This window comes from Vibrio sp. S11_S32 (assembly GCF_014694465.1).
GTDB lineage: Bacteria > Pseudomonadota > Gammaproteobacteria > Enterobacterales > Vibrionaceae > Vibrio > Vibrio algicola.
Map to the genome: position 1 here is coordinate 1 of NZ_JAAUWS010000053.1, position 14,738 is coordinate 14,738.

The following is a 14,738-nucleotide window of genomic DNA, read 5'->3' on the forward strand; positions in this document are numbered from 1 at the left end:
TGATTATATAACTTCCAGTTTTTGGTCTTATAACGAGGTTTTGGCATGAATATCGATGGTTTAGTGGGGAGTAAACGATCTGATCGTCAGTTTCACATTTAGTTCCATCGAATTACGCAACAAAGCCTTAGAAATCAGCGACTATGACTTTCCGACGCAAGTGCAGCGCGACCAACTCAAAGCGATATTAACGCAACAAGTGGCGCGGTATCCTCAGCCTTTAATGGTGAGTCTATATCTATCAGGTCAATTGCCACCTAAAAAGGTGGCGGAATGGACTCAAGAGCTAAGTGACATTGGATTAACGGTTTATGTACAAGATGGAGCCGGTACCGATGCCCTATCTCAGGACATAATGGCGTCTTATTATGAATTATTTACCTGTAATATAGGTGAAATAAGAGAGATATTTAAACAAGATCAAGCGTCGACGGAATTTAAGGCCAGCAAACTCAGTCTAATTGAGTATCAAAAAATTCGAAAAGAGCAAAGCTGCAGGCAATCGTTACTTTTTTCTTTGCGTTATATGCCCATTGAAAATAATCCGTTCTCCTTAGTGCAATAATGTGTTGTTACTTTAAAGAAAATGGTTACTTATGGGCTAATTCAACCGTGCGTCAATTAAAAGGCTGATAATCATGCTGGTAGTGGAGCTTTAAATTGATCCATTCAGCTAATGAGATATCTTGATCTTTTAAGGCCAAACTCAGTTGACGGTTATTATTATTGGCGACTTGGCAATAGCTATTGTCTCTTTCCATACCAAAGTTGATTGCGGTTTGGCAGGCTTGATTAAATTGGTATTGATATTGGTTTAAAGACGCAATGTATTGACGTTGTTGAGCCGTATTTTTGACAAAATAGATAGACCCAACAATAAAGGCGCAGCAAAGCAGCACAAAAGCCACGCGCTCTTTTCTAGATAAGGTAATAAATGAAGCGGATTTATGCTTATTATGGTGAATAAAAGTAGCCATGAGATCATCCTTAATCGCGGGCAAAAAATGTACTACTTAGTAGTATCACCTAATTATTGATTAAATTGTGATTAAGATCTGAGTTTTTAGGTTTCCTAGCTTAGGAGGCTGGCTTATTTATGGCCAGAATGGTGATAATTTATCCGCCACACCAGTAAGGCAGCCTTAACTTAACCCGACAATCTCGCCATTTTTATCAATATCTAGGTTCATAAAAGCCGGTTTTTCTGGCAGACCCGGCATGGTCATAACATTGCCGCATAAAGCGTAGATAAAGCCTGCTCCGGCGCACAGTTTTAGCTCACGAATTGGCACGTCGAAATCTTGTGGCGCACCTTTTGATCCGCCATCGGTGGTGATCGATAACGGCGTTTTTGCCATACACACTGCAAGTTTATCAAAGCCTTGCTGAGTAAATTGCAGCATTTGTTGTTGCGCTTTGGCAGATAATGTCACTGAGCTCGCGCCATAACCTTTTAATGCCACTGCTTGCAGTTTGTGTTCGATTGAGTCATTCAATGAATAAAGTGGTTGGAAGTGTGGCGGTGTTTGGCATTGATCGACGACTTTTTGGGCCAGTTCAAGTGCGCCTTTGCCGCCTTTCACGAACCCTTCACTCAATGCAATGCTGACATTATTAGGCAGCGCTTCAACCAGTTGAATTAATTGATCGATTTCTTCTTGGGTATCTTGTGGGAAACGGTTAATCGCCACCACCGCAGGGACGCCGTATTTATTGACGTTATCGATATGCCACTTTAGGTTTTCAAATCCGGCCACTAACGCCTCGGAATTAGGCGCTAATATAGACTCTGGGATCGCTTGTCCTGGACGTAAATCGTATAACCCTGAATTGGCTTTAAGAGCGCGTAGGGTGGCAACGATCACCGCGCAATCTGGCGCTTTATTGGAAGCTTGAGCTTTAATATTACAGGCTTTTTCAAACCCCATATCAGAGCCAAAGCCGCCTTCAGTCACAGTGTAATCAGCCAGTTTGGTGGCAATATTATCGGCAATGATAGAAGAGTTACCATGAGCGATATTGGCAAAAGGACCAGCATGGATAAGAGTGGGAACCCCTTCAAGCGTTTGCATTAAGGTTGGCTCTATCGCATTTTTCATGGTGACCGTCATTGCGCCTGCCACTTGTAAATCTTCAGTGGTGATTGGGTTATTCTCAATATCGTAAGCCACCACAATGCGACCAATACGTTGGCGTAAATCGGCTAGGCTATCGGCTAAAGCCAAAATTGCCATTAGTTCCGATGCGGCTGAAATATCAAAGCCATCTTCTCGCTCAAAGCCGTTAATGGTTTTATCGGCTTCATTTTTACCGACAGTGATCATGCGTAGCGCGCGATCGTTATGATCGATCACTCGTTTCCAAACCACTTTACTTGCATCAATGCGCAGCGCTTTCATCTCGGTGCGCTGTTCAAAGTGCTCATAGCCCAAACGTTGCTCGTGATAAATACGCGCATCAATCGCCGCAGAGGCTAAGTTATGCGCGGCAGTCACCGCGTGGATATCGCCAGTTAAATGCAGGTTTAGTTCTTCCATTGGTGCGACTTGCGAGTAACCACCACCGGCCGCGCCCCCTTTGACTCCAAACACTGGGCCCATTGATGGTTGGCGAATACACGCCATGACCGAATGTTTATTGTTTTTGCTGGCTAAATGATGAGTGGCGGAGGAATTTTTGGCTAAAGACAGCGCCAAACCTTGTGCCAGCGCTACCGCCGTTACAGTTTTCCCTTCACCTAATGGCGTTGGCGTGATAGCGGTCACCACCACCAATTTTCCGGTTGGTTGGGAATGAATACGTTTTAAGCTATTAAGTGAGACCTTGGCTTTGTACGCCCCTTGGCTTTGGTATTCGTCCGTGTGTAAGCCAAGTTGAGTCGCAATGGTGTCAATTGGCGTTAATGGTGTGATACGGCAAATTTCAATGTCAGACAGCATAAAGCCTCATCAAAGGTAGTTGAAGTGGTGAGGAAAACGTTTGCGTGGCGATAATAGCGTGTAATTGTCGCTTGTAAAGCAAAAATGGTAGTGGATAATTTTGTCGCGCAAATTTTAGCCTCAATTGCTGCTTTATCCAACTTTTTCCTGTATTTCACAGTGTAATTTGAGATCTCGAAATTATGCCGTTAACAACGAAATCTTCAGATATTTACATTTCTATACCCAAAGTAATTGAAGTTGCAGTGAGGCGGCAAGTAAACGAAGCATCATGAGCTTAGCTTGCCTAAGTGATTGGGGTGAGTTAGCGCAGCCAACAAAGCTGCAGCTTCAAGTAAGACGGGTATATACCGTTGATTTGGTTCACAAGAGGGTTAGGCTGCATGAACCTTTTATGACATTTGGACTTTTAGCTTGCTTTGCTGTTAGATATTTATAACATACGCATATCCATATATAAGAGGCGGTGCTTATGTTACCTCATCAATTTTTTAAACTGCTTGCAGATGAAACCCGAGTGCGTTGTGTGTTAATTATCGCCCGTGAACAGCAAGTATGTGTCGCGGAACTGACCCAAGCTTTGGATCAAAGTCAGCCCAAAATTTCACGACATTTAGCTTTATTAAGGGCCAGTGGTGTGGTGGTGGATATTAGGCAAGGGCAATGGGTTTTTTATCGCTTAGCCGATGACTTACCGGGTTGGATGAGAAAGCAATTACAAGGTTTGCGCGACTCGAAATGTTTAGCCGCGCAATACCAGAAAGATGTGCAGAGATTAGCACAAATGAAAGAACGTCCAACGTGCTGTGTTTAACTGTCGCCAACAACTATGCGATTTCACGTTAGACGCAGATCAACAATGATGAACATTTTAAGGATAAAGAGATGACGATAAAAGTAGGAATTAATGGATTTGGGCGCATTGGTCGTTTAGCACTTCGCGCCGCATTTGATTGGTCTGAGATTGAATTTGTGCAAATCAATGATGTGGCTGGCGATACCGCGACTTTGGCGCATTTATTAGAGTTCGATTCAATTCAAGGTCGTTGGCACCATGCGGTCACCTGCGCAGACAATCACATGCTCATTAACGGTCAGTCGATAAAAGTCAGCCAACAAAAAGCGATTGCCGATGTGGATTGGTCACAATGTGATGTGGTGATTGAAGCGACTGGGGTACACCGTAAAAGCGCATTATTAAATCAATATTTAGCGCAAGGCGTTAAGCGCGTGGTGGTGTCGGCACCAGTTAAAGAAGCGGGTGTGGTCAATATCGTGATGGGAGTGAATGACAATATATTCGAGCCTGAAAAACATCGTATTGTGACCGCGGCGTCTTGTACCACCAACTGCATTGCGCCAGTGGTGAAAGTGATCCATGAAAAACTCGGGATTGAACAATCGAGCTTTACCACCATTCATAACCTGACTAATACTCAAACCATTTTAGATGCGCCACATAAAGATCTACGTCGTGCCCGCGCCTGTGGTATGAGCCTGATTCCGACGACAACCGGATCTGCCACTGCCATTGTTGAAATTTTTCCGGATCTAAAAGGTAAGATCAACGGCCATGCAGTACGGGTGCCTTTAGCTAATGCATCCTTGACCGATATCATTTTTGATGTGAAACGCGATACCACGGAAGAAGAAGTGAACGACTTATTACAGGCGGCGTCAGCGGGAGAATTAAAAGGCATTTTAGGCTTTGAAGCTCGTCCATTAGTCTCGATTGATTATAAAGGCGATCCGCGTTCCACCATCGTCGATGCGCTTTCTACTATGGTGGTCGGTAAGCGAATGGTGAAAATCTATGCTTGGTATGACAATGAAATGGGCTATGCCACCCGTACCGCCGAGTTAGTTCGTCTCGTTGGCCAAAAATAACAAGGAAAAATCATGATCCATCCTACTTGGGAATTAAAACTTGATACTGGCGCCTTGATATTAACGCCGTGTCCTGGGACTAAAATTGTGTCTTTGATTGAAAGTTTACAACAGCTAAAAGCGCAAGGCGTGAGCGCAGTTGTGACTGCTTTGAGTATCGAAGAAATGCAGCAAAAAGGTGTTGATGATCTGTCAAAACAAGTCGAAGCATTAGGCATGAAATGGTATCACGCGCCGATTGAAGATGATCAAGCGCCAGACGCGAGTTTTATGCAGCAATGGAGCGCGTTAAGTCAAGCGTTGCATCAGCATATTGATAAAGGTGAAAAAGTGGCAATGCATTGCATGGGCGGCTCGGGTCGTACCGGATTATTAGCGGCGCATTTTTTGCTGGAGAAAGACTGGCCTTTAGATTTGATCATCGAGCAAGTGCAAGCCCTGCGTCCGGGGGCATTTACTAAGCCCGATCAGATCGAATATATTCGCGCTTTTGCGGGATAAATCGCTTTATATAAAAGACGTTAACCAAAGTGATAAAAGTAGGCCGTCGAGCCCTTCTTTTATTCACTTTGAGTTTAGATAAAGGTTGAGTGATAAAAATGATAGCCGCTTTATCTCGCTTAGATAGCACCTTACGACAGTACATGTTGGTGACGTTTAATTATTGGAACTTTACCATTACCGATGGTGCATTACGCATGTTGGTGGTGTTGTATTTTCATGACTTAGGCTATTCAACCTTAGCCATTGCTTCCTTGTTTTTGTTTTATGAATTTTTTGGGGTTGTCACCAACTTAGTTGGAGGATGGTTAGGCGCAAGGTTGGGGCTCAGCCGAACCATGAATGTGGGTTTGGCGTTGCAAATACTCGCGCTACTGTTACTTGCAGTGCCAAGCAGTTGGTTAACCGTTGCATGGGTGATGCTGGCACAAGCGATTTCTGGTATTGCCAAAGATCTGAATAAAATGAGTGCCAAAAGTTCGATTAAAACCTTAGTGCCGAATAATGAACAAGGCGCGTTGTATCATTGGATTGCAGTGTTAACCGGTTCTAAAAACGCACTAAAAGGTTTTGGTTTCTTCATCGGTGGATTGCTGTTGACGTTGATTGGATTTCAATACGCGGTTTTAACGATGGCAGCGGTATTGCTGTTGGTGTTTATTGGCAGCTTAATCTTTTTAAAATCCGATATGGGTAAAGCAAGCACCAAACCAAAGTTTTCGGAGATGTTTTCTAAATCTTCGAGTGTCAATATATTATCGGCGGCGCGTTTATTCTTATTCGGTGCGCGCGATGTGTGGTTTGTGGTCGCATTGCCGATTTATTTAGGCAGTGTATTTGGCTGGGATCATACTTATGTTGGTGGTTTCTTAGCATTATGGGTGATTGGTTACGGCATAGTACAAACTCAAGCGCCCAAGTTAACTGGAAGAGGGAGAACGGGTAGAGATAAAGGGCCAAGCGGTAAGACAAAAGACATAAGAGAGAAAACCAAAGGCGTTGCGCCGGATGGAACCATGGCATTGTTCTGGGTGGTGTTACTCACGCTTGTGACAGGCGTGATCGCATTGGCTATCCAAGTCAATTGGTATGCCGAGTATACCATCGTGATCGGTTTGCTGATATTTGGTGCTATCTTTGCGGTTAACTCATCATTGCATTCGTATTTGATTGTCAGTTATGCCAAGCAAGATGGGGTGTCGTTAGATGTTGGCTTTTATTATATGGCCAATGCGATGGGGCGCTTAATCGGGACGGTTTTATCTGGTTGGGTGTTCCAAGTCGCTGGTTTCGCAGCCTGTTTATGGGTGTCGTTGGGATTTTTAGCCTTAACCTGTGTGATTTCGCTTTGGTTGCCCAAACATACCGCAACCACGGTCTAAGCAAAACGATCACATTAAAGACTCGGCATAGACATTGGCCTAGGCGATTATCAATAAAAATCTCGCGTATTTGAGAGAAATCAATGCGCGAGCTTTTTATTTATTTGGAGTTAAATGTAATACCAATTCCATTTAATATTGGTGTATACCCGTCTTACTTGAAGCTGCAGCTTTGTTGGCTGCGCTAACTCACCCCAATCACTTAGGCAAGCTAAGCTCATGGGGCTTCGTTTACTTGCCGCCTCACTGCAACTTCAATTATTTTGGGTATAGAAGCTTAATTTAATGAACCTACTTCACCAACCATTCAATTTTTTCATTGGCACGGATCGGCACAACGACATCATCGCCAAATGGCATAGTGGCAGGGACATCCCAAGCTGATTTTTCTAGTGTGATGGTGTCGCTATTACGTGGCAAGTTATAAAAATCAGGACCATTATGACTGGCAAAGGCTTCTAAGTTTTCAAGCTTATCTGCGAGATCAAACACTTCGGCGTAAAGCTCAATCGATGCGTGAGCGGTATACGAACCGGCGCAACCACAAGCCGTCTCTTTTTTACCTTGAGCATGCGGCGCAGAATCGGTGCCAATGAAGAATTTTTTGTTGCCGCTGGTGGCTGCTTCAATTAACGCTTGTTGATGTGAGCCACGTTTTAAAATTGGCAGGCAATAAAAATGAGGACGAATTCCGCCCACTAACATGTGATTGCGGTTGAACAATAAATGGTGGGCAGTAATGGTCGCGGCCACATTGTCACCGGCGTTTTTAACAAACTCAACGGCGTTGCTAGTGGTGATGTGCTCTAACACGATTTTTAAATGCGGGAAATCATTGACGATTGGCGCAAGCACGGTATTCAAAAACTGCTCTTCGCGGTCAAAAATATCGACATCGTGAGTGGTGACTTCGCCATGAATTAATAACAACATGCCAATTTCAGCCATTGCCTCTAATACCGGATAGATTTTTTGTGCCGACGTCACGCCAGAATCAGAATTAGTGGTCGCGCCAGCCGGGTAGAGTTTACACGCCACAACCTTGCCAGAAGCGTGCGCGGTGCGGACATCTTCAGCGGTGGTGTTATCGGTTAAATACAGCGCCATTAAAGGTTCGAAAGCGGCGGTTTTGTTGTGCGCCATAATGCGTTTACGATAATCAAGCGCCATCGCCAGATCGGTCACCGGTGGAACGGTATTTGGCATGATCAACGCTCGGCCATTGTAACGGCTGATATCTTTTACCGTGTTGGCAAGCGCATCACCATCGCGTAAATGTACATGCCAATCGTCAGGACGGGTAATGGTTAGGGTTGTCATGGATTTCTACCTTTTATTGATTCATGCGGGAAAGAAAACGCAAACGCTTGCATTTGGTGTGGGATAATAGAGCAATTGTCGCTATTTTTCATCAAATTTTACTGGAACTCTGATAACATTGTTTCAAAGCAAGAAAGCGTCATAACCAAAATTGTGGAGTAACAATGAGCCAGTCGGAAGTGGAAAAAAAACTCGCCAAACTTGAAGCCACCCTTGGCCTTGATGAACATATCCCCGCCACACTCTCTCAAATTAATGTTTATCCGGTGAAATCAATTACCGGTATCGGCGTGTCATCATCGTGGGTGGAAAAACAAGGACTAAGCTTTGACCGACGTTTTATGGTGGCCGATACGAATGGCCGGATGATCACTGCGCGGGAAAATAACCAGATGGTGCGAGTGAAATCTGCCCTGCAAGCCAATGGTTTAGTGTTGACTTACCCAGAGTCTGCGCCGCTGCATCTTCATTTTTCTGAATGCTCAATGGAGGAGGTGACTTGCCAAGTATGGGGTGATGAATTCATTGCGTATTCAACCTCACAACAAGCCAATGATTGGTTTAGCTTTATTATTGGTAAAAAAGTCCAACTTCTATTTACGGGCGAACAATCCAATCGCCAGCGTGAAAAAATTCAAACCAACGTCAGTTTTGCCGATGGTTATCCATTGCTACTGATTAGCCAAGCCTCACTTGATGAACTGAATCAACGTTGTTCAATTTCAGAGCAACCAACGCAACATACGATGGCGCAATTTCGCCCTAATATTGTGGTAGCCGATACCGAAGCGTTTGCCGAAGATAGTTGGAAACGTTTTCGTATAGGCGAAGTTGAATTTGAAGTGGTGAAACCTTGCATGCGTTGTGTATTGACTACAGTGAATCCTAAAACGGCGATGCGCAGTGAAAAAAATGAACCATTGAAAACGATGGCAACATTTCGCGCAGATGAAAGTGGTGGCATCTTCTTTGGTCAAAATGTGATCGCCAAAAATGAAGGCATGATCCGCGCGGGAGATGTGGTGGAAATTATCGAAACCAAAGAGAAAGAATGTTATGCCGATACCAGCGCCGATGTGGTGGAAGTGGCAGCAGTAAAAAAGGTCACTATTAGCATTGATGGCAATCTGTTTGAAGGTGATAACCAATCGACGTTATTAGAGCAAGCGGAAAAGGCGGGTTTAGCGATCGCCAATAGTTGCCGTTCAGGTTTTTGTGGGTGTTGTAAAATGACATTAGAATCAGGCAGTGTCGATCAACCGGATATGCCCGCGTTATTTCCTGGCGAAATTGATGAAGGTAAAGTGTTAGCTTGTTGTTGTGTGCCAAAATCGGATGTTGAGTTAGTCAGCTAAACTCAATCTAGTGTGATGATATAGAAGCCATAACATTACGTGAATGTTAACGTTGTGTGTGGGGCATCCGTATAGTGTCAGTAAAGCAAGCTGTTTAAGGAATGGGTTAGCTTTTTTTGTAAAATTAAGTTACATTCCGTCTGCATTTATCGCAGCCAGTCGATAAGCTGTTTTATCGTCTATACCGTGGCGGAACAAAACACATCTTTGTGTTGTTAGCCGGACCTTTATCCTTATTGAATTATTTAGTGTTATGTCTAAACAACGATTATCTCAATTGCGTCAACATCCTTCGTTTCCGCTCGCGATGAAAATAGCGGCGGGTCTTGTGGTCCTTTTCATTTTGTACGCCATTATTTCCGGCTCGGGCGACGGGCGTAAATCCGTCCCTATGGATATGGATAAAATTCTTGCTAAAGAAAAGCTGGCGGTGGCGAAAACTCAACCGATCATGCCTTTAAAAGATGCGCCCTTGTATGCGTATGAAATTCAACCAGGTGATAACTTAAGCAGTATTTTTGTTCGTTTAGGTGTGCCATACGGTGACATGCTTAGCGTGATGGATACCGATCAAAACCATCTTACGTTAGATACTTTAAAGCCAGGCAATATTTTAAAAATTTGGATGGATGAGAAACAACAACATCTAACTAAATTAGAAGTGGAATTCACCATTGCGGACCGAGTGGTATTTACTCGCCATAATGATGAAAGCTATACCTTTAAAGACATCACATTAGATGGTGTTTGGAAATCGTACCCGCTAATAGGGAAAGTTCATGGTAGCTTTTCAACATCGGCTTATAAAATTGGTGTGTCAGGGGCAGAAATTGCCAATATTACCCAATTATTAAAAGATAAATTAAATTTTGGTCGTGATTTACGCGCAGGTGATCGCTTCGAAGTATTACAAAATCGTCAGTTTATTGATGGTGTTGCTAGTGGTAATCGTGAAATAGAAGCGATTCGAATTTATAATCGTGGCGTGGTGATCAGTGCTTATTTACACAAAGATGGCCAATACTATGACCAGCATGGCGATAGCTTACAACGTGCATTTTTACGCTGGCCGTTAAAACAGCATTATCGTATTAGTTCACCATTTAACCCGCATCGTTTACACCCTGTGACGCATCGTTTAGCGCCGCATAACGGAACGGATATTGCTTGTCCAAGTGGTACCAACGTTTATGCTACCGGCGATGGTATCGTGACCATGATCCGAAATCACCCATACGCAGGTAAATACATCGCGATCCAGCATGGAAGTACTTATCGGACTCGTTACTTGCACCTAAGTAAATTCTTGGTACATAAAGGGCAAGTTGTTCATCGCGGACAATTAATTGGTAAATCGGGTGCAACAGGGCGAGTAACCGGCCCTCATCTGCATTATGAATTCATTATCCGTAATCGTCCGGTAAGTTTCTTAACGGCGAATATTCCGATGGCTACGTCTATCTCGAAAGAAGATAAAGCCGAGTTTGAACAACATGTCAGCAAGATCGATAAAGAGTTTAAACAAGTGGAAGAAACGGCTGCGAATGCTCCAGAAGCAGAAAATGCAACACCGGGTGAGCAACAAAGCTAAATCCCTCAATAATTGAATAAGGCAAGTAATTTACGTTACTTGCCTTTTTTCTCCTTTATTTTCGGGATAAACCCTATCTTGAAATAGAATACTTAAAACAAAGCATAAGCTTAGAGACCGTCATGAATCCTCATCCACAAAATATAACCGCGCCAAAATACGCATGGCAGACACCACAAATATTCTTGTTGTTAGTGTCGATAGTGGTGCCAATCGCTTTTGCCAGTTGGCAGGCATTATTGAATAACTTTGTGATCGAAAAAGCCGGATTTACTGGGGCGGATATTGGTTTACTGCAAAGCGTGCGCGAGATACCAGGCTTTTTAGCCTTCACTGTGGTGTTTGTATTGCTGTTTATTCGTGAACAAAAATTTATGATTGTCGCCTTGGCGATGCTGTCGATTGGCGTTTCTATCACCGGTTTCTTTCCATCGGTATTGGGCTTGCTTATGACCACCTTATTGATGTCGACCGGATTTCATTATTTTGAAACCTTAAAACAGTCACTGTCTTTACAATGGTTATCGAAAGAAGAAGCACCGGAGTTTCTTGGTAAATTGATCGCGGTGGGTGCGTTGGCATCGCTCATTACCTATGGTGTGTTATGGGGGATGTTAGAGATCCTGAAATGGGACTATTGGCATGTCTATCTGGTTATGGGCAGCGCGGCACTCATTGTCACCGTCTTTATGGCATTGGTATTTCCACAGTTTGAATCCACTACCATCCAAAATAAAAACTTAGTACTACGTAAACGTTACTGGCTTTATTACGCGCTGACCTTTATGAGTGGCGCACGTCGTCAGATCTTCACCGTATTCGCCGGATTCTTAATGGTAGAAAAATTTCATTATACCGCAGCCGATATTACACTGTTATTTTTGATTAATTTTGCCTTTAACTTTATGTTTGCCAAAAAAATTGGCCGCTTTATCGGCGTCATTGGTGAACGTAAAGCGATGATATTTGAATATTGCGGCTTGATCTTAGTGTTTGTCGGTTACGCCTTAGTGCATAACGAGCATTTAGCCGCAGGTTTATATGTGATTGATCATCTGTTCTTTGCTTTGGCTTTGGCGATTAAAACGTATTTCCAAAAAATTGCCGATCCAAAAGATATGGCCTCGACTGCTGGGGTCTCATTTACCATCAATCACATTGCCGCAGTTATTATTCCTGTTACTTTTGGTATGTTATGGCTACACTCACCAGCAGCGGTATTTTATATCGGTGCACTCATGGCGGCGGTATCGTTATTGCTGGCTTTCAATGTACCGTCTAAGCCAAGTATGGATAACGAAGTATGTTGGTTTCATTGGGGTAAAAACTAAAGCAAATTCCATTTAATATTTTATCAATTTGAATACGCCGAAAAGACGCTGATCCGTCCTAGTCGCTTGAGAAAATTGTCAATCTTGTTCGATCATTAAATCGATGTAATTTGTATAAAATCGAAACATTAAAGATGAGATCAAAAAGGCCGAACAGAGTGGATATTCTGTTCGGCCTTTTGCGATCTTATGTTGAGTCTTAGCTAGATAAGAGGTTATTTATTAGACCAATCAGGCTGAAAAGTATTGCTTTTAGGGCGGATCACCACGCTGCCGGCTAACTTGTCATGCAGGCCTTGTTTCTTGCTATCTACCGCCACCCAAAAGAAGCCAAGAAAGAATAAAAAAGTAGAAACAAAATAACCAAGGTAGCGAATCACCGACTGAGTGGTGGTGAGCGGTAAACCTGTTTTAGCATCAACTACTTTGGCCTTGATCATCATCTTACCTGGAGTGGCAGAGCGATAGCGCCAAAATAATACCGTAATAATTAATAGTGGTAAGTAACTCCACAAGGTACCGCTAGGCAGAACGCTTGACCAAGAAGTGCTGATAGAGTGAAAACTGCCCATGTCATTTTGCATTGAATAACGTTCGACATTATTAAACATATTTCCAATCGGCAGTAAAAGTAACAGGCACGAATATAAAATGGTATCGACAAGGCTAGCGCCAACGCGAGCCCAGAAACCAACGTATTCGTATTCTGTTGGTGTGCCTACTACGTTATTAAAATTAACCATATTGCTTCCTACGTGAGAATGTAATTTGCTTATAAAGCGGTGATCAATGCTGAAATTATCCCGATCAGGCCACCGAAGATCCCTCCCCAAACCACCAGCCAACCTAAGTGTTGCTTAATCATCGTCTGCACCATCTCTTTCACCATCTTAGGTGTTAATTCATCTAATCGTTGATCGATGATCGACTCAATCTTAGTGCTAATGTCATTTAACGTAGATTGACTGTGGAGCTGATCTTGCACCGCTTGTTGCACTTGTTCGCTATGGCTAATTTCTACCATAGACTGCTGCATTTTATCAATAAAAGGCTGCTTTAATGGTTGCAGTGCTTCGGCGCCGCCCATCATAGCCAGCATACCGCCAAACGATGAATTTAAAATTACTTCGGTTAAAGAATCAAATGAAGGGGCTAAATCGATTTTTTCAATCACAGGTTGAAGATCTAAACCTTTACCTTGAGACATGCCATTGCTAATAAAGTTCTCAATATTTTGGCCGGTGAAAAATTCATCCATCATTAAATGCTTTATGGCCGATTTGAATTGTTCAAACCGTGCGGGGATCACGCCAGAGCCATATAAACCAGGCACTTTTTCAAACAGCATGTGGATAGCGAGCCAGTTTGTGATCGCGCCAGAAAAAGCAAATAGACCAGCATAAAGCACTAAGGTCTGCTGAGTGAAGTAACCAATAGCCAGTAAGGCTAAAGACAAAAGATTAGTAATGAGGCTTTTATTCATAATGCGAATTCATTTAGGTTGATAAGTTATACGAAAGATAAATGGCAAAAAGGATGATAAACCATAAGAGTTATCATCCTTTAAGGAAATCTGAATGCAGCAGTCTTAAGCATAAATCACAAGAGACTGCCAAGGCCATTAGAATTTACTTGGCGCGAAACCCGTCATGGCTTCAAGATTCAACTGCTTACCGATTTTGGTAAGAGGATGAACAATGACTAAGCCTTTGCAGGTTTTTTTCAAGCTACCTTGGTCTGCTTGTTCTGCTTTAGTCAATTCACGAATAAACGGCATTGCTAATAAAGCTTTGCGTTCTTTATTCAAATCAAAGCTGTCCTTGTGGTTCATTTGAGCCAGTTTTTTAGTGATTTGTTTAATCTCAAGTTCAAACTGAAAAATCGTTGATTTGTCAGCACGAGATTTCGCAGCTTCTAGCTTATGGCGACATTTATCGAGTCGGTTGTTTAATAGTTGTTTTTCATCATTTTGGCTCATATGTACACCAGTCTAGTTATCACAAAATACAAGGGCGCGAATTGTAGCATAGAGAGTGCATTTCGCCTATATCCTAAACAACAATGAAACAATAATATTGATGGTGACAACGACATAAAACAGCGGAAAGAAGAAATGAATATATGACGAAAGTTATTAGAGTGAGCGAAAATTGAAAATCAACGAACACATAAGAAACTCAGTTTTGGAAATTACCGTTTACTTAAGGCGGTTATTGTCATTTAATCTTGTAATTAAAATATGAATAATAATTAATAATCATACCAGATATCGATAAATGTTATTCTGGTCAAGCCCAATAGGACCCCTGACTTTGTAATTTTTCATAGTCGATTGGCGTTAAATCACCAAGTGTAGTATGCAACCTTTCATGGTTGTAATACCGGATATATTCTTCAACATCTTCTTTCATTGCATCACGCGTTAAATAAAC

General features: G+C 42.7%; 15 protein-coding genes. 8 read left to right on the forward strand and 7 right to left on the reverse strand.

The genetic code is table 11. The features are described from left to right. Nucleotides 1–160 precede the first annotated feature (160 nt). Complete coding sequence (locus tag HC723_RS14770; protein ID WP_190339626.1) at nucleotides 161–565, forward strand: hypothetical protein; 405 nt, start codon at nucleotides 161–163, stop codon at nucleotides 563–565. A gap of 52 nt (nucleotides 566–617) precedes the next feature. Here the strand turns inward: HC723_RS14770 and HC723_RS14775 are convergent, their stop codons facing one another. Both HC723_RS14775 and HC723_RS14780 read right to left on the reverse strand, forming a co-directional pair. Then, a complete protein-coding gene (locus tag HC723_RS14775) occupies nucleotides 618–977 on the reverse strand; it encodes a hypothetical protein (protein WP_190339627.1) in 360 nt (119 codons plus the stop codon). Nucleotides 978–1,142: 165 nt separating this feature from the next. After that, nucleotides 1,143–2,939: a formate--tetrahydrofolate ligase gene (locus HC723_RS14780; protein WP_190339628.1), complete on the reverse strand. Its 1,797-nt coding sequence runs from the start codon at nucleotides 2,937–2,939 to the stop codon at nucleotides 1,143–1,145. A 472-nt stretch (nucleotides 2,940–3,411) separates the two neighbouring features. Between HC723_RS14780 and HC723_RS14785 the strand changes: the two genes are divergently transcribed. The 4 genes from HC723_RS14785 to arsJ all read left to right on the forward strand — a co-directional run bounded on the left by HC723_RS14785 (nucleotide 3,412) and on the right by arsJ (nucleotide 6,709). Next, entirely contained in the window at nucleotides 3,412–3,753 is a 342-nt protein-coding gene (locus tag HC723_RS14785) for a metalloregulator ArsR/SmtB family transcription factor (RefSeq protein ID WP_153448837.1), read from the forward strand. A 71-nt stretch (nucleotides 3,754–3,824) separates the two neighbouring features. Next, complete coding sequence (locus tag HC723_RS14790; protein ID WP_190339629.1) at nucleotides 3,825–4,826, forward strand: ArsJ-associated glyceraldehyde-3-phosphate dehydrogenase; 1,002 nt, start codon at nucleotides 3,825–3,827, stop codon at nucleotides 4,824–4,826. Between the two features lie 12 nt (nucleotides 4,827–4,838). Further along, the gene (locus HC723_RS14795) at nucleotides 4,839–5,327 is read left to right on the forward strand and encodes a cyclin-dependent kinase inhibitor 3 family protein (protein WP_190339630.1); all 489 of its coding nucleotides are present in this window, start codon (nucleotides 4,839–4,841) and stop codon (nucleotides 5,325–5,327) included. Nucleotides 5,328–5,425: 98 nt separating this feature from the next. Beyond that, nucleotides 5,426–6,709, forward strand: coding sequence for an organoarsenical effux MFS transporter ArsJ (arsJ, locus tag HC723_RS14800; RefSeq protein ID WP_190339631.1), 1,284 nt, complete (start codon nucleotides 5,426–5,428; stop codon nucleotides 6,707–6,709). 291 nt (nucleotides 6,710–7,000) lie between these two features. Here arsJ and pyrC read toward each other — a convergent pair whose 3' ends face one another. Further along, nucleotides 7,001–8,029 carry a dihydroorotase gene (pyrC, locus tag HC723_RS14805; protein ID WP_153448834.1) on the reverse strand — a complete coding sequence of 343 codons (1,029 nt, stop codon included), beginning with the start codon at nucleotides 8,027–8,029 and terminating at the stop codon, nucleotides 7,001–7,003. Between the two features lie 164 nt (nucleotides 8,030–8,193). On the opposite strand from pyrC, the gene HC723_RS14810 reads away from it, so the two are divergent. The 3 genes from HC723_RS14810 to HC723_RS14820 all read left to right on the forward strand — a co-directional run bounded on the left by HC723_RS14810 (nucleotide 8,194) and on the right by HC723_RS14820 (nucleotide 12,306). After that, a complete protein-coding gene (locus HC723_RS14810) occupies nucleotides 8,194–9,384 on the forward strand; it encodes a YcbX family protein (RefSeq protein ID WP_190339632.1) in 1,191 nt (396 codons plus the stop codon). Between the two features lie 253 nt (nucleotides 9,385–9,637). Beyond that, the gene (locus HC723_RS14815; protein ID WP_190339633.1) at nucleotides 9,638–10,975 is read left to right on the forward strand and encodes a peptidoglycan DD-metalloendopeptidase family protein; all 1,338 of its coding nucleotides are present in this window, start codon (nucleotides 9,638–9,640) and stop codon (nucleotides 10,973–10,975) included. Nucleotides 10,976–11,097: 122 nt separating this feature from the next. Beyond that, entirely contained in the window at nucleotides 11,098–12,306 is a 1,209-nt protein-coding gene (locus HC723_RS14820) for an MFS transporter (protein ID WP_194704561.1), read from the forward strand. Nucleotides 12,307–12,521: 215 nt separating this feature from the next. On the opposite strand, the gene HC723_RS14825 is transcribed toward HC723_RS14820, so the two are convergent. From HC723_RS14825 to HC723_RS17930, 4 genes are all read right to left on the reverse strand, one after another. Further along, entirely contained in the window at nucleotides 12,522–13,049 is a 528-nt protein-coding gene (locus HC723_RS14825; protein WP_153448830.1) for an RDD family protein, read from the reverse strand. Between the two features lie 29 nt (nucleotides 13,050–13,078). Then, the gene (locus tag HC723_RS14830; protein ID WP_153448829.1) at nucleotides 13,079–13,789 is read right to left on the reverse strand and encodes a DUF445 family protein; all 711 of its coding nucleotides are present in this window, start codon (nucleotides 13,787–13,789) and stop codon (nucleotides 13,079–13,081) included. 138 nt (nucleotides 13,790–13,927) lie between these two features. Continuing rightward, nucleotides 13,928–14,284, reverse strand: a complete 357-nt coding sequence (locus HC723_RS14835; protein ID WP_153448828.1) for a YibL family ribosome-associated protein — start codon at nucleotides 14,282–14,284, stop codon at nucleotides 13,928–13,930. 310 nt (nucleotides 14,285–14,594) lie between these two features. Further along, nucleotides 14,595–14,738, reverse strand: a 144-nt coding sequence (locus HC723_RS17930; RefSeq protein ID WP_190339634.1) for an IS3 family transposase, incomplete at its 5' end; no start/stop codon positions are given.